General features: G+C 45.0%; 16 protein-coding genes. 8 read left to right on the top strand and 8 right to left on the bottom strand.

What is annotated here, in order from left to right; translation table 11 throughout:
• Positions 1 to 3 precede the first annotated feature (3 nt).
• The 6 genes from F0265_RS07810 to kdsB are packed head-to-tail and all read left to right on the top strand — an operon-like array spanning position 4 to position 5,944.
• The gene (locus F0265_RS07810) at positions 4 to 1,866 is read left to right on the top strand and encodes a DNA internalization-related competence protein ComEC/Rec2 (protein ID WP_345775862.1); all 1,863 of its coding nucleotides are present in this window, start codon (positions 4 to 6) and stop codon (positions 1,864 to 1,866) included.
• 18 nt (positions 1,867 to 1,884) lie between these two features.
• Positions 1,885 to 2,241, top strand: a complete 357-nt coding sequence (locus F0265_RS24585; RefSeq protein WP_253809374.1) for a hypothetical protein — start codon at positions 1,885 to 1,887, stop codon at positions 2,239 to 2,241.
• 31 nt (positions 2,242 to 2,272) lie between these two features.
• The gene (msbA, locus tag F0265_RS07805; RefSeq protein ID WP_065740399.1) at positions 2,273 to 4,021 is read left to right on the top strand and encodes a lipid A ABC transporter ATP-binding protein/permease MsbA; all 1,749 of its coding nucleotides are present in this window, start codon (positions 2,273 to 2,275) and stop codon (positions 4,019 to 4,021) included.
• 3 nt (positions 4,022 to 4,024) lie between these two features.
• Positions 4,025 to 5,032, top strand: coding sequence for a tetraacyldisaccharide 4'-kinase (gene lpxK / locus F0265_RS07800; protein ID WP_171748455.1), 1,008 nt, complete (start codon positions 4,025 to 4,027; stop codon positions 5,030 to 5,032).
• Positions 5,013 to 5,192 carry a Trm112 family protein gene (locus F0265_RS07795; RefSeq protein ID WP_006075338.1) on the top strand — a complete coding sequence of 60 codons (180 nt, stop codon included), beginning with the start codon at positions 5,013 to 5,015 and terminating at the stop codon, positions 5,190 to 5,192. Before lpxK ends, F0265_RS07795 begins: the two co-directional genes overlap by 20 nt.
• Entirely contained in the window at positions 5,192 to 5,944 is a 753-nt protein-coding gene (gene kdsB / locus F0265_RS07790) for a 3-deoxy-manno-octulosonate cytidylyltransferase (protein ID WP_171748454.1), read from the top strand. The genes F0265_RS07795 and kdsB overlap by 1 nt, the downstream gene beginning before the upstream one ends.
• Positions 5,945 to 5,974: 30 nt before the next feature.
• On the opposite strand, the gene F0265_RS07785 is transcribed toward kdsB, so the two are convergent.
• The 3 genes from F0265_RS07785 to F0265_RS07775 form a co-directional block, all read right to left on the bottom strand.
• Positions 5,975 to 7,513, bottom strand: a complete 1,539-nt coding sequence (locus F0265_RS07785; RefSeq protein WP_006959055.1) for a SpoVR family protein — start codon at positions 7,511 to 7,513, stop codon at positions 5,975 to 5,977.
• A gap of 10 nt (positions 7,514 to 7,523) precedes the next feature.
• A complete protein-coding gene (locus F0265_RS07780; protein WP_006959054.1) occupies positions 7,524 to 8,795 on the bottom strand; it encodes a YeaH/YhbH family protein in 1,272 nt (423 codons plus the stop codon).
• Between the two features lie 136 nt (positions 8,796 to 8,931).
• Positions 8,932 to 10,866, bottom strand: a complete 1,935-nt coding sequence (locus F0265_RS07775; protein WP_006959053.1) for a PrkA family serine protein kinase — start codon at positions 10,864 to 10,866, stop codon at positions 8,932 to 8,934.
• 368 nt (positions 10,867 to 11,234) lie between these two features.
• On the opposite strand from F0265_RS07775, the gene F0265_RS07770 reads away from it, so the two are divergent.
• On the top strand, positions 11,235 to 11,972 hold the full coding sequence (locus tag F0265_RS07770; RefSeq protein ID WP_171748763.1) for a MipA/OmpV family protein: 738 nt from the start codon (positions 11,235 to 11,237) through the stop codon (positions 11,970 to 11,972).
• A 64-nt stretch (positions 11,973 to 12,036) separates the two neighbouring features.
• Here the strand turns inward: F0265_RS07770 and F0265_RS07765 are convergent, their stop codons facing one another.
• The 3 genes from F0265_RS07765 to pflA form a co-directional block, all read right to left on the bottom strand.
• Complete coding sequence (locus F0265_RS07765; RefSeq protein WP_171748453.1) at positions 12,037 to 12,537, bottom strand: YfbU family protein; 501 nt, start codon at positions 12,535 to 12,537, stop codon at positions 12,037 to 12,039.
• Between the two features lie 125 nt (positions 12,538 to 12,662).
• Complete coding sequence (locus F0265_RS07760) at positions 12,663 to 13,304, bottom strand: energy-coupling factor ABC transporter permease (protein WP_229630103.1); 642 nt, start codon at positions 13,302 to 13,304, stop codon at positions 12,663 to 12,665.
• A gap of 93 nt (positions 13,305 to 13,397) precedes the next feature.
• A complete protein-coding gene (gene pflA, locus F0265_RS07755; protein WP_029236135.1) occupies positions 13,398 to 14,138 on the bottom strand; it encodes a pyruvate formate lyase 1-activating protein in 741 nt (246 codons plus the stop codon).
• A gap of 226 nt (positions 14,139 to 14,364) precedes the next feature.
• Between pflA and F0265_RS07750 the strand changes: the two genes are divergently transcribed.
• Positions 14,365 to 16,245, top strand: a complete 1,881-nt coding sequence (locus F0265_RS07750; RefSeq protein WP_171748452.1) for a methyl-accepting chemotaxis protein — start codon at positions 14,365 to 14,367, stop codon at positions 16,243 to 16,245.
• Here F0265_RS07750 and F0265_RS07745 read toward each other — a convergent pair.
• Both F0265_RS07745 and pflB read right to left on the bottom strand, forming a co-directional pair.
• Entirely contained in the window at positions 16,242 to 17,243 is a 1,002-nt protein-coding gene (locus F0265_RS07745) for a lipid A deacylase LpxR family protein (RefSeq protein WP_171748451.1), read from the bottom strand. The two genes, F0265_RS07750 and F0265_RS07745, sit on opposite strands and share 4 nt — an antisense overlap.
• 170 nt (positions 17,244 to 17,413) lie before the next feature.
• The gene (gene pflB, locus F0265_RS07740) at positions 17,414 to 19,690 is read right to left on the bottom strand and encodes a formate C-acetyltransferase (RefSeq protein WP_171748450.1); all 2,277 of its coding nucleotides are present in this window, start codon (positions 19,688 to 19,690) and stop codon (positions 17,414 to 17,416) included.
• Between the last annotated feature and the right edge of the window lie 67 nt (positions 19,691 to 19,757).

Genomic DNA, 19,757 nt, shown 5'->3' with positions numbered 1-19,757 from the left:
AATATGACTCTCTACTTAAATTACTGGACGCTTATATCGTTCTCTTTCCTTATATCAACCGCTCAGTTCTGGTGGTATATGCCATCATGGGAGTGGTTGTTTCCCTGTATCTTGACCCTGATACTCAGTATAAGGTCAAAATCGCTAAGGTGGTGTGTTGGTCCTGTGTTCGCATGCCTGATACTAGTGATACACAGTAACCTTTTACGCCATCAGCAAGCAATGCTTTTCCAAGCAGGTCAGGATATTACCATAAATGCGGAGGTTGACAGCTTTTTTACGCAAATAAGTCACGGCTTTCAAGGGGAAGTCGTGGTGAGATCAATTAATGGTGAAGAATTAAACACGTTTGCCCAGCCGCGAATAAGGCTTGTTTCGCCAATTGTGCTTTCTCCCGATGATGAGATTGGGGCCAGAGTCAGGGTTAAACCTATCGTGGGTCTACTCAATGATGTTGGCTTTGATGTAGAAAAATATGCACTACAGCAGCGTATAGTGGGTAGAGCGAGTGTTGTAATCAAGACGCCTTACTGGGCTCGTCATGCTGGTTCGGTACGTTATGAGCTGTATCAGCAAGTGTTGAACTCGGTAGAGTCTCTGCCAAGCAAAGGTTTGATTTTAGCACTGACGTTTGGCGTACGAGAAAGCTTGTCTTTCGAGCTGAAAGAGCAGCTAAAAGCGAGTGGACTGAGTCACCTTATCGCGATATCCGGTTTGCATATCGGTATCGTGTTTTACCTTGGTTGGTGCTTTGGCAAATTACTCCTTAGGCTTTTCCCCACGGCATTAGCCGCCCCGTTTGTTCTAGCAATAGTGTGTGCTTATTCCTATGCCTGGTTAGCCGGATTTTCTATCCCCACCCAACGAGCGTTGTGGACATGTTGTTTGGCAGTGTTGCTGATAACCTCTTCTAAGCGTCTCCCAGCAAGCTATAAATGGCTAATTATCCTATCTTGGCTTTTACTGATTGACCCGTTTTCAGCGGCATCATCAGGCCTTTGGCTGTCTATGTGGGCAGTTGCGATAATTTTGATGTTTGTTTCGTTGCAGAATAGATCGTGGTCACCTTGGGTAAATGTATTTGTGCTGCAATTGGCTTTGGTTATCGGGATGACACCAATAGTGGCAATATCGTTTCAAGGCCTGAGCTTAGCCAGCTTTGCATACAACCTTATCTTCGTTCCGTGGTTCAGCTTCGTTGTCGTGCCGCTAAGTTTGTTGGCATTAGTGGCTGAAGCTGTTTTGAATGTATCCGTGTTTTGGCAATGGGTTGATATCACTATTGTACCTGTGTTCTATGCACTTTCTTTCGCTGACAGCAGTTGGGTTCCATTAAGCCACTCCCTAGTAAGTTTGTCCGTCGTGGGGCTGTTGCTGCTGTTATCCTTTACTTTGCTTAGCAATTACGGAAAAGCGCTACTTATATTGTGTGCGTTGGTTGGGGTTATTGACTGGAAAGAGAAGTCGGCATGGCAGGTCTTTGTTTTGGATGTTGGTCATGGCTTGGCTATTGTAGTGAAGCAAGGTTCGCGAGCCATTATCTACGATACCGGAATTGCGTGGGAGGGGAGCAGCATTGCTGCGCAGGTGATTACGCCTTTTCTTCAGTATCACGGTGTGAGTAAGCTGGATATGTTAATTTTATCTCATACCGATGGTGACCATGCTGGTGGCCTAGAGGTGTTGCTACGCGACTGGCAGCCGGAGCTTCTTATGGCTAGCCAACAACTTACCCGAGCTCAAATGTGCTTGAAGGGGAATATATTCGCTTGGGGCGAGTTAACATTAGAGTTTTTGTGGCCGGTTGAATCGGTGCGCCGAGCCTACAACCCTCATTCGTGCGTGGTGAGAGTGTCCCACCCATAATACAAACAATCGATTCTGTTGCCCGGAGACATTGATGCGATTGTCGAATGGCTTCTTGTCAGACAACCTGATGCGCTTCGTAGCGATGTTTTGGTTGTTCCACATCATGGCAGTAAAACGTCTTCCATACCGCGGTTTATTGAAGCGGTTAGCCCCAAGGTGGCCATCGCTTCATCTGCTTTGTATGGAAAGTGGCGACTCCCAGCTCCTAATGTGGTCAAACGTTATACAGACAGAGACGTACAATGGTTTGATACCGGGGCTCACGGTCAAATTAGTGTCAATTTCTATTCAAACCATTGGAAAATTGACGCGATAAGAGAGTGGAAAGGATTGGCTTGGTATAGGCAGACGCTACGTAAGGGAGTAGAATAGACCGAATATTGTAAGAAAAATAAGCAGTTCTATGTCTCTTAATCAAGATGAAACGACCCTGCAAACTTTTAAGCGTTTATGGACTTACATTCGCTTATACAAAGCAGGTTTGGCCGTAGCGGTCGTTGCTCTCATTATCAATGCGGTAGCTGACACATATATGGTGTCACTCCTAAAGCCTCTGTTAGATGAAGGTTTTGGTGATACCGAGTCTAATTTTCTTCGCACTTTGCCTTTCATTGTCTTCGGTATGATGGTTATTAGAGGGTTGAGTGGCTTCGTTTCTTCATATTGTTTGAGCTGGGTTTCAGGCAACGTTGTGATGCTGATGCGTCGACGAATTTTCAGCCAGTTCATGCACATGCCAGTGTCTTATTTCGATAAAGAGTCGACAGGTGGATTGCTGTCTCGCATTACCTATGACTCAGAGCAAGTTGCGGGTGCGACCAGCAGAGCTTTAGTGAGTATTGTACGTGAAGGCGCGAGTATCATAGGTTTACTGGTTCTGATGTTCTGGAACAGCTGGCAGCTTTCATTGGTGCTCTTCGTTGTGGCGCCTGTCGTTGCTTGGGCTATTGGTATCGTGTCAAAGCGTTTCCGTAAGATCTCTAAGAGTATGCAGGATACTATGGGGCATGTGACGGCCTCCGCTGAGCAAATGCTAAAGGGGCACAAAGTGGTACTAAGCTATGGTGGTCAGAACGTTGAACGTGAGCGTTTTGATACCGTGAGCAACCAGATGCGCCAGCAATCGATGAAGCTGGTCGCCGCTCAAGCGATTGCAAACCCAGTGATTCAGATTATTGCATCGATTGCTCTTGTTGTTGTTTTGTTCCTAGCGAGTGTTGATTCAATCAAAGAGCAGCTAACTCCAGGTACGTTTACTGTGGTTTTCTCTGCGATGTTCGGTCTACTGCGTCCACTTAAAGCGCTAACCAACGTTACGTCGGAGTTTCAGCGTGGTATGGCAGCAAGCCAGACCTTGTTTGCGTTGATGGATCTGGAAACCGAGCAAGATAACGGTAAGTACGAAGCTAAGGCCGTTCGTGGTGAAGTTGCCGTTAAAGATGTCACATTTACTTATCAAGGCAAAGAAGCACCGGCGCTGCGTAATGTCAGCTTTGACATACCGAAAGGAAAAACGGTCGCGCTAGTTGGTCGTTCAGGTTCTGGTAAAAGCACCATTGCGAACCTCTTTACCCGATTCTATGACGTTGACTCAGGTAACATTGAGCTCGACGGACATGATGTGCGTGATTACAAGCTGACCAATCTGCGCAGCCATTTTGCGCTAGTGTCGCAAAATGTCCACTTATTCAACGACACCATTGCCAACAACATCGCCTATGCTGCGACGGATGAATACAGCCGAGAGCAGATTGAAGAAGCCGCTCGCTTAGCGTATGCGATGGACTTTATCGACAATATGGACGATGGGCTTGATACCGTTATTGGTGAAAATGGCACGAGTCTCTCCGGTGGTCAGCGTCAGCGAATCGCTATCGCGCGCGCTTTGTTACGTGACGCGCCAGTGTTGATCTTGGATGAAGCAACATCTGCACTTGATACTGAATCTGAAAAAGCGATTCAATCTGCGTTGGATGAATTGCAGAAAAATAAAACGGTACTTGTTATCGCACACAGGCTGTCAACGATTGAAAGCGCTGACGAGATTTTGGTCGTTGATGAAGGTGAAATCGTTGAGCGCGGTGACCATAGCACTTTGATTGAAAAAGATGGCGCCTACGCACAGCTTCACCGGATACAGTTTGGTGCTTAAACCGTGATTGAAAAAATCTGGTTTGAAAACCATCCCCTACGCTATTTTTTGTGGCCATTGTTATGGCCACTCAGTTTAGTATTTGGAGTTATCAGTCGTTCGAGGCGCCAAGCATTTGTGTCTGGGAATAAAGCCAGTTACAAAGCACCAGTTCCTGTTGTTGTTGTTGGCAACATTACCGCTGGTGGCAACGGCAAGACTCCCGTCGTTATTTGGCTGGTGGAGCAATTACAATCCATGGGTTACAAACCTGGGGTGGTGTCTCGTGGATATGGTGCTAAAGCGCCGAGCTATCCACTCATTGTTGAAGAACAAACACCGACCAAGCATTGTGGTGATGAACCCAAGTTGATTTTCAAACGTACAGCAGCACCTGTAGCGGTATCTCCGGTACGAAGTGATGCTGTCAAAGCTTTACTGCCTCTTGGCGTTGATATTGTCATTACAGATGATGGCCTACAGCACTATGCGTTACAAAGAGACATTGAAATCGTAGTGGTGGACGGTAACCGCCGCTTTGGCAGTGAACAGTTGATACCACTTGGGCCTCTGCGTGAGACAACCGAACGGTTGAGCGAAGTCGATTTCGTTATCACTAATGGTGGAAAAGCTCACGAGAATGAAGCCGCCATGACTCTAACACCGAGTTTGGCAGTGAACCTAAAAACCAGAGAGAAAGCCCCTGTCAGTCAGCTTGAACAGCTGGTGGCGATGGCCGGTATTGGCCACCCACCAAGGTTTTTTCACACATTGGAAAGTCTTGGTGCGAGCCCTGTCGTTACCCAAGGTTTTTCCGATCATAAAGATTTTGAACCATCAGAGTTGCAAACCTTGGCTAGCAGCGGGCAACATCTGATCATGACAGAAAAAGATGCAGTAAAATGTGCCAGTTACGCAGAAGAAAACTGGTGGTATCTTCCAGTGACTGCTAGCTTTAGTCCCCAAGATGAGACGCGCATTTTAACTAAGATTAAAGAGGTTAAAGAAAAGTATGGACCATCGACTGCTTGAGATTGTGGCTTGCCCGGTATGCAAAGGTAAGCTTACGTTCGACAAAGATAAACAAGAGCTGATTTGCAAGTTGGATCGTCTCGCTTACCCGATTAAAGAAGGTATTCCGGTCCTATTGGAGCCTGAAGCACGCCAAATGAGCATGGAAGAGGGGCGATAATGGCATTTACCGTCGTTATACCTGCACGCTATGAATCCACACGTCTACCGGGTAAGCCATTAGCTGATATTGGTGGTAAACCAATGATTCAGTGGGTCTACGAGCAATCATTGCAGGCTGGTGCTGAAAAAGTTATCGTTGCGACCGACGATGCGCGAGTTGAAAGTGCGGTACAAGCATTCGGTGGGGTGGTGTGCATGACATCTTCTGAGCATGAGTCAGGAACTGAGCGTTTAGCTGAAGTTGTGAAAGTCATGAACATTCCGGATGATCATGTGATCGTGAATGTACAGGGCGATGAGCCACTGATTCCGCCAGCCATTATCACACAAGTTGCAAATAATCTAGCGAACAGCCAAGCTCCTTTGGCAACGTTAGCGGTTGAAATTTCCCATGAAGATGAAGTCTTCAACCCGAATGCCGTGAAAGTTCTGACAGATAAAGATGGTTATGCGATGTACTTTAGTCGTGCGACTATCCCGTGGGATCGAGATAATTTTGCTAATGGCGGTAAGGTGATTGCTCAACCTCTGATGCGTCACATCGGTATCTATGCTTATCGAGCAGGGTTCATCAATACCTATATCAACTGGGAACCAACTGCTCTAGAGAAAATTGAGAGTCTAGAGCAGCTTCGAGTCTTGTGGTATGGCGAGAAAATTCATGTCGAGGTGGCTAAGCAAGCTCCACCTGCAGGCGTTGATACACCAGAAGATTTAGAGGTAGTGAGGAAGCTCATTGCTAATCAATAAAGAAAAGGCCCGTTAGGGCCTTTTTTGTTGCTATATCTTTCCATCATAATCGTTGCGTTTTGGGCAAGTCCCGAGAATTTCACGTCGCCCTGACTCTTTAACTTCTTCTAAGATGACGTCAAACCCCCATAGTCGATACATGTGCTTTAATACTTCGTCGTAGCTATCATCAAGTGGAATACGATCATGCGGAACATATTGAAGAGTCAGTGATCGATCGCCTCGTACATCTACATTAAAGACCTGAATATTAGGCTCTAAACTGCTGAGGTTGTACTGGCCGGCGAGCTTCTCTCTGATTTCTCGGTAACCCAGATCATTGTGAATCGCGGTGACTTCGATGTAGTTCTTTCTGTCGTCGTCAGTAATTGCGAAGAGTTTAAAATCGCGCATTAGCTTAGGAGATAGATACTGGCTGATGAAGCTTTCATCTTTAAAGTTCTTCATTGCAAAATGAACGGCTTCTAACCAATCGGTTCCCGCTAGTTCTGGGAACCACTCTTTGTCCTCATCTGTAGGTTCTTCACAAATTCTGCGAATATCACGGAACATCGCGAACCCTAGCGCATAAGGGTTGATTCCGCTGAAATAAGGGCTGTTGTACGCAGGCTGCGCGACAACGCTCGTATGGCTATGTAGGAACTCGAGAATGAAGCGTTCTGTCACCAATCCTTCATCGTACATATGGTTAAGGATGGTGTAATGCCAGAATGTAGCCCAACCTTCATTCATTACCTGAGTTTGTTTCTGAGGGTAGAAGTATTGGCTGATTTTGCGAACGATACGTACGATCTCTCGTTGCCATGACTCTAGCAGCGGCGCGTGTTTTTCAATGAAATATAAGATGTTTTCCTGAGGTTCAGAAGGGAAGCGAATCTTGGATTCTTCCTGTTCGACTTTACCTTTAGGGACGGTTCTCCATAGATCGTTCACTTGGGATTGGAGATAAGCTTCGCGTTCTTCCTGACGCATCTTTTCTTCCGCGATAGAGATTTTCTCTGGGCGTTTATATCGGTCTACGCCGAAGTTCATTAAGGCATGACAGGAATCGAGAAGCTCTTCAACTTCTTTCACGCCGTACTTTTGCTCACAATCCGCAATGTACTTTTTGGCAAACAATAGATAGTCGATGATAGAGCTGGCATCAGTCCAAGTTTGGAATAGGTAATTGCCTTTAAAAAATGAATTGTGGCCGTAACAGGCATGCGCCATTACCAATGCTTGCATGGTGACCGTATTTTCTTCCATCAGATACGCGATACAAGGATCGGAATTGATCACGATCTCGTAGGCTAGGCCCATTTGGCCGTGCTTGTAACCTTGCTCGGTTTGGATAAATTTTTTACCAAATGACCAGTGATTGTAATTGATTGGCATACCAATACTTGAGTAGGCATCCATCATCTGTTCAGAAGTAATGACTTCGATCTGATTGGGATAGGTATCTAATCGATAATGTTCTGCAACACGCTTGATCTCAACGTGATAGCGTTCGAGCAGATCAAATGTCCAATCTGGGCCATCTGGCAGTGTCTTTTTCTTGGTTGGCTTTTTGGTTTTTGTTGTCATAGTGGCCTCCCTAAGCAGTTTCTTTTCTGAAGAGCTCTCGGAATACTGGGAATATGTCTTCAACGCTGCGAATATTCTTCATTGCAAAGTTGTCGAAGGCACCTTCCAGTTTCTCGTACTCATGCCACAAGGTTTGGTGAGAGCGTCGCGTGATTTCGATGTAGGAGTAGTACTGACAATTTGGTAATAGGTTTTTGGTAAGCAACTCACGACAACGTGGAGAGTCGTCGGCCCAGTTATCGCCATCGGAAGCTTGTGCGGCATAAATGTTCCACTCACCGACAGGATAACGATCTTCAACGATTTCCTTCATTAGTTTTAAGGCGCTTGAAACTATTGTGCCACCTGTTTCTTGAGAGTAGAAAAACTCATGCTCATCGACTTCTTTTGCCTGAGTGTGGTGGCGAATGAATACGACATCAACGTTTTCATAAGTACGGGTCAAGAATAAATAGAGCAGTACGTAGAAACGCTTGGCGATATCTTTGGTTGCTTGGTCCATTGAGCCTGATACATCCATCAGACAAAACATTACAGCTTGGCTGGATGGAATAGGGCGGCGTTCGTAGTTTTTAAATCTTAAGTCAAAGGTATCAATGAAAGGGACGGTGTCGATTTTTCGTCTGAGATCTTTAATTTCCTTCTTGAGTCTTTTTTCTTCCAGTAGTTGAGCGGGTTCGCTCATTTTCACTTGATCGAGTTCTTCTTCCAGCTCTCTCAACATACGCTTTTTACCTGCGGTCATTGCCGTTCGACGCGCAAGAGATTGCTGGAGGGATTTTACAATCGCGATGTTGGCAGGCACACCAGCGGTTTGATAACCCGCACGGTGAGTCTTCCACTCTGTAATTTTATTGATTTGGTTTTTCTCTAGATTTGGTAGCTCCAAATCTTCGAACAGAATATCCAGATACTCATCTTTTGAAATCTGGAAAACGAATTCATCCTGACCTTCGCCATCTGGGCTCGCGTCGCCTTCACCGGAGCCACCGCCTTGACCACCACCTTTAGGGCGCTCGATTTTATCGCCAGTAATGAACTGATCGTTACCAGGGTGGACGCGCTCTTTTACGCCTCCTTTGCCTTGGTGAAAGATAGGTTCTTTGATGTCTTTATGAGGAATCGCGACATCTTCGCCTGTTTCGGTATTCGTGATTGAACGGCGATTGACTGCGTCTGCGACAGATTCTTTGATTTGTTCTTTATGACGACGTAAGAAACGCTGGCGGTTTACCGCGCTCTTATTTTTTCCGTTCAGTCGTCGGTCAATAAATTGCGCCATGAGTCACCCCTCTTTTGGTACATGCACTTATCAAGCGCATGCATCTTGTTCGCATCCAATAACCTGCCAGAGAATTTGCTCCGGCAGGTACTTCATTGGCTCTCCTCTCTCGTTCAGAGGAAGGTTGTCTCAGCTATTAAGATGATTTACGTACGCGTAAATACCATTCCGATAGCAAGCGGACTTGTTTCTCGGTATAGCCTTTCTCCATCATACGAGCGACAAAGTCGTCGTGTTTCTTCTGGTCTTCAGAAGAGGTTTTCGCATTGAAGGAGATAACGGGTAATAGTTCTTCCGTATTTGAGAACATTTTCTTCTCAATCACAGTGCGAAGCTTCTCATAGCTAGTCCAAACTGGGTTTTGTCCATTGTTGTTAGCACGAGCACGAAGAACAAAGTTCACAATCTCATTACGGAAATCTTTAGGGTTACTAATGCCTGCTGTTTTTTCGATTTTCTCAAGCTCGTTATTTAACGCAGAACGGTCGAATAGCTGGCCTGTCTCTGGGTCACGATACTCCTGATCCTGAATCCAGAAATCAGCATAAGTGACGTAACGGTCAAAGATGTTTTGTCCGTATTCAGAGTAAGACTCGAGGTAAGCGGTTTGAATTTCTTTTCCGATGAACTCGACGTAGCGTGGAACCAGATAGCCTTTCAAGAATTCCAAATATTTCTCAGCGGTTTCCTGAGGGAACTGCTCACGTTCGATTTGCTGCTCAATAACGTAGAACAGATGAACTGGGTTCGCTGCGACTTCGGTTTGATCGAAGTTGAAGACTCGAGACAGGATCTTAAACGCGAAACGTGTTGATAGGCCTGACATGCCTTCATCGACACCTGCGAAATCTCGATACTCTTGGTAACTCTTCGCTTTAGGGTCAGTATCTTTCAGGGTTTCACCGTCGTAAACACGCATCTTGGAGAAGATAGATGAGTTTTCAGGCTCTTTTAGTCGAGAAAGAATACTGAACTGCGACAACAACTCGAGCGTACTAGGAGAGCACGGAGCTTTCGCCAGTTCAGAGTGATCCAACAGTTTCTGGTAGATCTTCACTTCTTCCGCAACGCGCAGACAGTAAGGCACTTTGACGATGTAAACACGGTCAAGGAATGCTTCGTTGTTCTTGTTATTGCGGAAAGTTTGCCACTCTGACTCATTCGAGTGCGCCAGTATCATGCCGTCGAAAGGCAAGGCTGATAGGCCTTCGGTACCGTTGTAGTTGCCTTCCTGAGTCGCAGTTAGTAGAGGGTGAAGCACTTTGATCGGTGCTTTGAACATCTCTACGAATTCCATCAAACCTTGGTTAGCACGACACAGAGCACCTGAGTAGCTGTACGCATCCGGGTCATCCTGAGAATAATGCTCAAGTTGACGAATATCGACTTTACCGACCAGTGATGAAATATCTTGGTTGTTTTCGTCACCCGGCTCCGTTTTCGCCACTGCGACCTGATCCAAAATAGAAGGACGCACTTTCACAACTTTAAACTTAGTGATATCGCCACCAAACTCATGGAGACGCTTAGCCGCCCATGGTGACATAATCGAACGCAAATAGCGTTTTTCGATGCCATACTCACGTTTTAGCAGTTCGCCGTCTTCACCGACATCGAACAAGCAGAACGGATGGTCGTTTACTGGGCTTCGTTCGCCGTCTGCTGAAAGCACATAAATAGGCACTTGCTGCATCAGCGCTTTGAGCTTCTCTGCAAGGGAGGATTTACCACCACCTACAGGGCCGAGCAAATAAAGAATCTGTTTACGTTCTTCTAAGCCTTGTGCGGCATGTTTTAGGTAAGAAACGATTTGTTCAATCGCTTCTTCCATGCCATAGAAGTCTTTGAAGGTTTCATACCGGGAAATGACCCGATTTGAAAAAATTCGGCTTAAGCATGGATCTTGCGCAGTATCGATTAGCTCTGGTTCGCCGATAGCCATCAGTAGACGCTCTGCGGCATTAGCGTAAGCACTTTTATCATCTTTACATAGCGTCAAGAATTCCTGTAAAGATAATTCTTCATCCTTGGCAGCTTCGTAGCGCGCTTGGTAATGGTCGAAAATACTCATAATGAATTCCCCTCTGAACCTGTCTTTATAGACAATCAACCCGCATAGAAAAAACAAATCCTTTCCTATTAAAGACTAGTTGGTTTTTAGAATTTTGCTTAAAAAATATGTGTTTATTTGCAAATTGTGATGTTTGACCACTTGTTACTCGTAAGCAGAATTTGAGCTCCGTTAAATGCAAATAAGTTAATATCTGCAGTGTGAATATGTTTTCCTATTGGTATAGTTATTGCTTGTTAAAACAGGTGATTATTCACTCAAGAGGGTGTTGTTTTGCTGTATATCATTCCATATAATGGCACCCAGAAGTAAGCTCCATAATCAATCAGGTGTAAAAATTGAAAACTCCTTGGCTTAAGTTCGCAGCGATGACCGCTCTTTTGGCTGCGCCACTTGCCCACGCAAAAATCTCTCAGTGGTCTTTAGGTGTTGCGGCTTCCTACTCTCCTGCTGTGTATAAAGATACGCCGTCTAATGAAACCGTGATCCCTCTAGTGGGTTATGAAGGTGAGCATTTATTCTTACGTGGCTTTAGTGCTGGCTATCGTCTATTTCCTGCTGGTTCGCCTCAAAACATTATCTTTCGTGCCGCTTACGATTCAAGAACGTTAAAACCGAGTGATTCTGATAATCGCGCTATCCAACAGATGGATGAACGTAAAGCGACCGTTTTAGGAGGGATTAGTTACCAGTTGATCACTCTAGCGGGTGTACTGGAGGCTACAGCCGGTACGGATTTAGGTGGTACGCATAATGGCCTATACGCTGAAGCCGCTTGGCGATTGCCTTTTCGTCAGAAAGGTTGGGGGATTACTCCTTCGATTGGGTATGCGTACAACAGTGACAAAATCAATGACCACTTATACGGTGTAAGCGCAGCAGAAGCGGCACGAGCGCAGGCTTATGACCCGAATTTTAGTGCATTTGAAGCAGATTGGGATGGCCAGTATTTTATTAGTGCTTCTGCTTATTTACACATTACGCCGAGTGTACGCGTAACAGGTGGGGTTCGTTATACCAATTTAGAAGGGTCGATTGAGAGCAGTCCGCTTATTGAAAGTGGTGTGACAACGTCTGCCAACATCGGTATTGCTTACGTATTTTAGTGAGTTAATGTGCGAATAATAAAAAGGGTTGCTCATGAGCAACCCTTTTATGTATGCGTTGTGATTAGGCATTGAATATCTGTTTTAACTCGTTGTTGCACAGATGGTATTGACGAGGGCAGTTACGCCAAGTGGTTAGCATGCGGCGGTATTTTTCCAGCATTGGCATCTGGGCGTTGAAATGGTGGTCGCCTTTATCAAATTGTGGGTATAAACCTTCAGAATCGATTAGGAATTGTACGTAGTTAACGTGTTGGGCTTCTGTTGCAATGTCAAAACCCAAGAACATCAGGCGGCGTTGATCTACATCGACTTGCTCTGCTTCGGATAGCATTTTGGTTGATTCTTGCATGGCATGGAACATTTCCATGATATCAATGATCTCACGACATTCTGCCTCTTTCAGACAGCCAAATTCTTTGTCCAATTCACGCATCTGAAGTCCATAACCGCGTTCAACGATAGTCTGTAAACGACTGTATTTCGCCGCGTTTTCCGGGTCCATCTGAGACATCAAGTAGTACTGGTTAGATAGGATCAAGCGCTGAGCGTTGGTCATTTCCATGGTGGCCTCACTAAAATAATCTAATACATCTTTAATGTGCTTAGGTTATCTTTTCAGTACGCACTGAAACATGATCTCAACACATGTTTATTATGAAAAATGTAAAGAAATTTCAGTTTAAATGGTCACTTTTTATGGTAGTGGTTATAGATGTAATCGCGGTCGGAGAAAACACGTAACCACTCCGGTTTGAATACCGCAAACATTGCCATCGTCATTCCATTGAGCAGACCTTCTGGGAACGCTAGAAGAGGAACAAAAACCATATAATTGTCGAATATGGTTTCCCAGTCGTGAGTGCCTTGAACGACATGATAGACAGAGTTGATAATAAGGTGAGCACTACCTGTGAAGGCTCCATTGAAAAATCCAGCAACGAAGATGAACACAAAGATGTTTCTCGGTAAGTATTGATAACTTACCAGAAAGACTAAGTAGCTGATTGATATTGGGAGTAAGCAAGAAAATAAGATGTATTCAGGTAACTCGCTAAATGCTAATTGTCCAAAGATGGCCAGTAGCAGCGCAACGACGATTGAGATGGCGTAAGCGCTTCGCCAGCCATACATTAATGTTAAGGACGTCAATGCCAGAAAATGGATTGATAAACCTTCCTTCACCCCTGCTTGTGCTGACCACAAAGCGAACAGTGCAAAGATTACGGCAAATGTCAGGTGCTGAAATCCTCTTTCATCGGAGAGTTTCGGAAGCAATACGCGAAATACATCCTTCCAGATAAAATTTACTGAGAGCAGTATGAAAAACAATGCGAAGAGTTCGGGAAGTAGCAAAATGACCTCTTAAAAAAATACCAACCGCGATCTGGTTGGTATTTTTTATGAAATGTTTAGTAGATGGTATCAATATTTTACGTTTGAGTGATACTGCTCAAGGATTGAAACGATATTGTCCATGGTCTCTTTGGACGGCGGGTTAACGCCTTCTAGTGGATAATCCAACCCTAGTGCTTCCCATTTGTGGGCTCCTAACTTGTGGTATGGCAAAAGTTCGAGCTTTTCAATGTTGTCCATGTCTTTGATGAACTCACCAAGCATATGTGCGGCTTCTTCATCATCAGTATAACCAGGTACTACGACGTAGCGAATCCATGTTTTTTGGCCGATACGGTGCAAGTAGCGGGCAAAGTCTAAGGTGCGTCGATTGGAAACGCCAATAAAGTCGTGGTGCACTTCGTCTTTCATGTGCTTTAGATCCAGCATGACTAGATCTGTGGCTTCAAGTACTTCATCTATGACTTCAGTATGCTTACGAATATAGCCATTAGTATCGAGGCAGGTGTGGATTCCTTCTGCTTTGGCGGAGCGGAAAAAGTCGCGGACAAATTCAGGCTGTAACATCGCTTCACCACCTGAGCAAGTAACACCACCACCAGATGCATTCATAAAGTGACGATAGCTCTTCGCTTCGTTAATGATCTCTTCAACCGTGACTTCCTTACCACCATGAGTGTCCCATGTATCGCGATTGTGGCAATACATGCATCGCATTAAACATCCCTGCATAAAGACAATAAAACGAATTCCTGGGCCATCAACTGTTCCACAGGACTCGAAAGAATGGATACGACCGGTTGCTGACATGTGCTCATCTCTAATTAGTGATTTGTTCGTTATTTTATTACAAAAAGTAGGGTTTAAATAGCATTTCAGGTTTTTATCATCAAGATTTTACTGACTAATAAAAAAAGCGCACATAGACTAAAATGTATGTTATAAAAATGTTGCCAAATGTGGTTTTTATAATAATTAATAAACAAACAGGCTAGGCAAGTTTTAGTTGCATCCGATTGATGTTTAAGGATTTCTTATGGATATGCTTGCGCTATCGCAAAAACAGAAAGTCACACTGTTTTTAATTGTACTGACAATAGGGTTTGTCATACTCGCAGTGTTTACCTCCTCTAGGCTTACTCAAATGAGTGAGCAGTATCATTCCAGTGGTGATATTTCTTCTGGCTCCATTTCAATCTATCAGACCCAAAGTAAAATTCTTACCTTAAGTAGTGAGCTGGATAATCTAGAGGGCGCTCAGGTTGCGAAAGCAAAACAAGATATTAGCGATATTGTTGAAGCCGTTAACAATGATGTCGCTTTCCTCAATGTACTGAACCTAAAGAGCTATGCCAACGAACTGGAACAAAGTATAGGAGACTTCCAAGCTGCAGCTAATCCTTGGTTAGAGCTCAAGCAAGAACTTGGTTTTAATATCGATGAAGGCAAGCTAGGGGAGTTGAAAAAGCTTGCCAATATTATCGAGCAGAAAATTGCTGAAACTGGGATGGTAACGCTCAACTCAGATTTCCAAGCGATGGTTAAGTCACAACAAAACTACTTACTACAACCGAACGAAGAAAACCTAAAGCTGTTCAATCGTGCCATGGGTGCATTTGAAAGCATGTCCAATGTTTACGCCATGTTGGATTTGTATGAGAAAGAGATAGAGCAATACAAAGCGACATTCGTCCGAGTGAGTGAGCTTTCCAAACAATTAGGCAGTGTCGAGCAGCAGCTAATTTCAACCAAGATGCAATTGACTCAATTGATTGCAGCCGTCACAAGTGAATTAGGCGGTATCAGTTCTCAGTACCAGCTGTCTGCAGAAAAGTCCTCTGAGCAAACATTATGGTCCATCTTAGTCGCTTGCATCATTCTTGCCGTTTTCACCATAGCTATTTTCATCATGCAGAGCACTTCCTTATCTCGATCTCTGACCAAGACTCGTGAGATTTTGCACAATGTCTCGGCAGGTGATTTGTCGAAACGGATGGCTTTGACTAAGAACCCCAATGATGAGTTTAACCAACTGGCAATCAGTATAAATGAAAGCTGTGAAAACTTGGGTGAGCTGGTCTCTGGTGTGCAATCCAGCGGGCAGGCATTGTCTGGCAATGCAGTTGAACTTAACCAAGGCCTAGATATGCTGGCTCATCACCAGTCTGAAGTACTGGGGCAGACTCAATTATTGGCATCTGCTACAGAAGAGGTAAGTGTGACGACACAAGAGGTGTCTAATTCACTGGAATTCGTGTCAGAAATCAGTCGTTCTTCGACTGACTCGGCAGAGAGAGGGGCACAAATCATTGGAGCTGCGATTGGCTCGCTTGAAGAGGTCGGTTCGATACTCACATCCGCGGCTGGACATATTCAGCAGTTGGAAGAAGCGTCTTCCAAAGTCGATTCGGTTATGGACATTATCAACGGCATTGCAGAGCAAACCAACCTTCTGGCTTTGAATGCGGCAATAGAAGCTGCGCGTGCTGGTGAGCAAGGGCGTGGGTTTGCCGTCGTGGCAGATGAAGTTCGTAGTTTGGCGGTAAGAACCGTTGATGCGGTCGCCGAAATTTCTGAAACCATAGACACAATGAAAAAAGAAAGTGCTGAAGTTATCCAGTACATTGGTCAATCTGAAACGTCGATGCGAACGGGGCAGGAAAAAGGCCACGAGGCGATGCAAGCACTACGCACCATTACAGAAAAAGCCGATGAAGCTTCGCACCAGACAGACGTCATCTTTGCGTCCATTAAAGAATTAGCAACGACCAGTCAATCAATGGCAGACAGCATGACTCAAATTTCAAGTGCGATGAAAGAGCTGGAAGAAAACAATGAACAACTGCGCTCTGTCAGTCAGGTGGTGGAGCAGAGAGCTGGCAGCCTTAATAGCGACTGCCAGAGGTTTACGATTTAGAAGAAAGCATACAATGCGAGGCCACCTGTGCCGTACATTGAATCTTTCGCTTCTTTATAGTCAGGAGTTTTCGCTGTCGCCGTAACGGTTGCACCAAAATGCTCGTTATACCAAGCAAAGCCAGCCACCGCGCTGGCTTGTTTTTCTTCTAGTGTTACATCATAGATACTTGGGTTTTCACCGTTGCGATTAGCGTAGTCGACCACGCCGGAGCGGTCGCCTTCAATTGTGATGTCGTTAAAGCGGTAGCGAGCTTCAATACCACCAAATATAAACCAACCACCTTGTGAAGCCCCTAGCATACCTGCGCGGAATGGGTTTTCATTATCAATGTTTGCCGCTCCCATGCTTCCCGCTAAGTCCGTTCCCCAACGGAACATGAAGCCTGTTGATACATCACTGCGGAAATTACCAGCGTTCACTTCGGAAACGTTTGAAATCTCCCAGTCTGTATTTGCGATGGCGCGTTCACGCCAAAGATTGAAGTGGCTAAGGTAACCAAGGCTACCAACAAACTCGTCATCAACCTGATATGCCCAACCGCGAGGTTCATCAGATCCTGTAATTCCGTGAACAATATCTTGTGCTTGATCCGCGAGTGAGCTTTCACCTGTCGTACCTAGTGTAAGATTGAAACGTTGCGCTTGCTGAGGATGAAGGCTGATGTAGTTAAATTCAGCATGGAGATAACCAGCATAAGGTCGGTCATTTACCATTGGTGTGGTGGCATTAATGTCTGACGGTGTATACATTTTGTGGCCAAGTGTAAATTCGTACTTGTCCAGAGAGGCGCCGCCCCAGAATGATAAGCTCATGGGGTTAGTCAACCAATTGGGTGTAACAGCGCCCGAGGTATAGGTGAGAAACAGTCCGTTGGTATAATCCTGATCGACACCAAATACGCCATCATTATCAATTGAAAACGATACGGTTGAGCGCTCGGAAGCTAAAGCACTTGAGGCCAACAGTATCAAAGGAAGAGTGCGTAATAGGTTCATTTCAATACATCATTTCTGAATGGAGCCTAGATATTACTCCATATCGTATTCATCAGAGAGGAAAGAAAGAAAATTGAAATATAAATGTGGCTTGAGTCTAACTTTTGATTTGCTTCGCAATAAAAAAGCCCCGCTTAATTAAGCGGGGCTTTAGAGTCAATCAACCAAATTTATAGTGATTCGGTGAAAGTACGTGCGATAACGTCTTGTTGCTGTTCTGCAGTTAAAGAGTTAAAGCGTACAGCGTAACCAGAAACACGAATAGTTAGCTGTGGGTATTTTTCAGGGTGCTTAACAGCGTCTTCTAGAGTATCGCGGTTAAGTACGTTCACGTTTAGGTGCTGACCACCTTCGATACCTGCTTCGTGATGGAAGTAACCATCCATCAGACCAGCAAGGTTAGCACGCTGTGAAGTCTCTTCTTTACCCAGTGCGTTTGGCACGATAGAGAAGGTGTAAGAAATACCATCTTTCGCGTGAGCAAACGGCAGTTTACCAACAGACGTCAGAGAGGCTACCGCACCTTTTTCATCACGGCCGTGCATTGGGTTTGCACCTGGAGCAAACGGAGCACCTGCGCGACGACCGTCTGGCGTGTTACCTGTTTTCTTACCGTATACAACGTTAGATGTAATAGTAAGGATAGACTGAGTAGGAACTGCATCGCGGTAAGTCTTAAGCTTACGGATCTTGTTCATGAACACTTCTACCAGTTCACAAGCAATGTCATCTACGCGAGCATCGTTGTTACCAAATTTAGGGTAATCGCCCTCGATTTCGAAGTCGACTGCAACACCATCTTCGTCACGGATTGGCTTCACTTTCGCATGTTTAATTGCAGATAGTGAGTCTGCTGCGATAGATAGACCGGCAATGCCACAAGCCATAGTACGGTAAACGTCACGATCATGCAGAGCCATAAGCGCAGACTCATAAGAGTACTTGTCGTGCATGAAGTGGATGCTGTTTAGGGCAGCAACATACTGCTTCGCTAGCCAATCCATGAAGTGGTCTAGGTTGTTCCACACTTCGTCGAAGTCTAGTACTTCTGAAGTGATCTTAGGCATTTCTGGACCAACTTGCATCTTCAGCTTCTCATCAACACCACCGTTGATTGCATAAAGCATAGTTTTCGCAAGGTTAGCACGAGCACCGAAGAACTGCATTTGCTTACCAACAACCATTGGAGATACACAACAAGCGATTGCGTAGTCGTCTGACTCCATGTCTGGGCGCATTAGATCGTCATTTTCGTACTGGATTGAAGAAGTATCGATAGATACTTTCGCACAGAACTTCTTGAAGCCTTCAGGTAGTTGCTCAGACCATAGAACAGTGATGTTCGGCTCTGGAGAAGGACCCATAGTGTATAGAGAGTTTAGGAAACGGAAGTTAGTACGAGTAACTAGCGTACGACCGTCAAGACCCATACCACCCATAGATTCTGTTGCCCAAATTGGGTCGCCAGAGAATAGGTCATCGTACTCAGGAGTACGTAGGAAACGAACCATACGTAGTTTCATTACGAAGTGGTCGATCATTTCCTGAGCTTGTTCTTCAGTGATCCTACCTGCAGCAATATCACGCTCGATGAAGATATCTAGAAACGTAGAAGTACGACCTAGAGACATAGCCGCGCCGTTTTGAGACTTAACAGCCGCTAGGTAGCCAAAGTAAGTCCACTGGATAGCTTCTTGTGCAGTTTCAGCTGGACGAGAGATGTCACAACCGTATTTCTCAGCCATCACTTTCATTTGGCCAAGTGCACGGTGCTGCTCAGCGATTTCTTCGCGAAGCTGCATAGTCATTTGAAGATCTTCGCCATTCTCAAATTTCTCTTGTAGAGAAGCGAATTGAGCTAGCTTGTCTTTAATTAGGAAGTCGATACCGTATAGAGCTACACGACGGTAGTCACCAATGATACGACCACGACCGTATGCATCTGGAAGACCAGTCAGAACACCAGATTTACGACATTTTAGGATGTCTGGAGTGTAGATATCGAAAACACCCGCGTTGTGTGTTTTACGGTAATCTGTGTAGATTTCTTTGATCTTAGGATCAAGCTCACGACCGTAAACCTTACAAGAACCTTCCACCATACGAATACCACCGTTAGGGATGATAGCGCGTTTTAGTGGGGCGTCAGTTTGAAGACCAACGATCGTTTCCAGATCTTTGTTGATGTAGCCTGCATCGTGAGCAGTGATGGTAGAGATAACTGAAGTATCAAAATCAACAGGTGCGTGAGTCGCGTTTTCCTGTTTAATACCTTCCATTACCTTTTCCCAAAGCTTATTTGTTGCTTCAGTACCTTCAGAAACAAGGAAAGATTCGTCGCCTTCATAAGGTGCATAGTTCTTTTGAATGAAATCACGAACGTTTACTTCGTTTTGCCAGTCACCTTCAGCAAAACCTTCCCAAGCTTTAGCAAATTGCTCTGCCATGACATACCTACCTTTTTAGTAGAAAAAACACGTACCTTTCTAACCATTGAGCTAGTTAGTTTTCCTT

The organism is Vibrio sp. RE88 (assembly GCF_013113835.1).
In the GTDB taxonomy this organism is placed as follows: domain Bacteria; phylum Pseudomonadota; class Gammaproteobacteria; order Enterobacterales; family Vibrionaceae; genus Vibrio.
The sequence above is the reverse complement of the archived record's forward strand: the minus strand, read 5'-3'. Positions and strand labels throughout refer to the sequence as shown.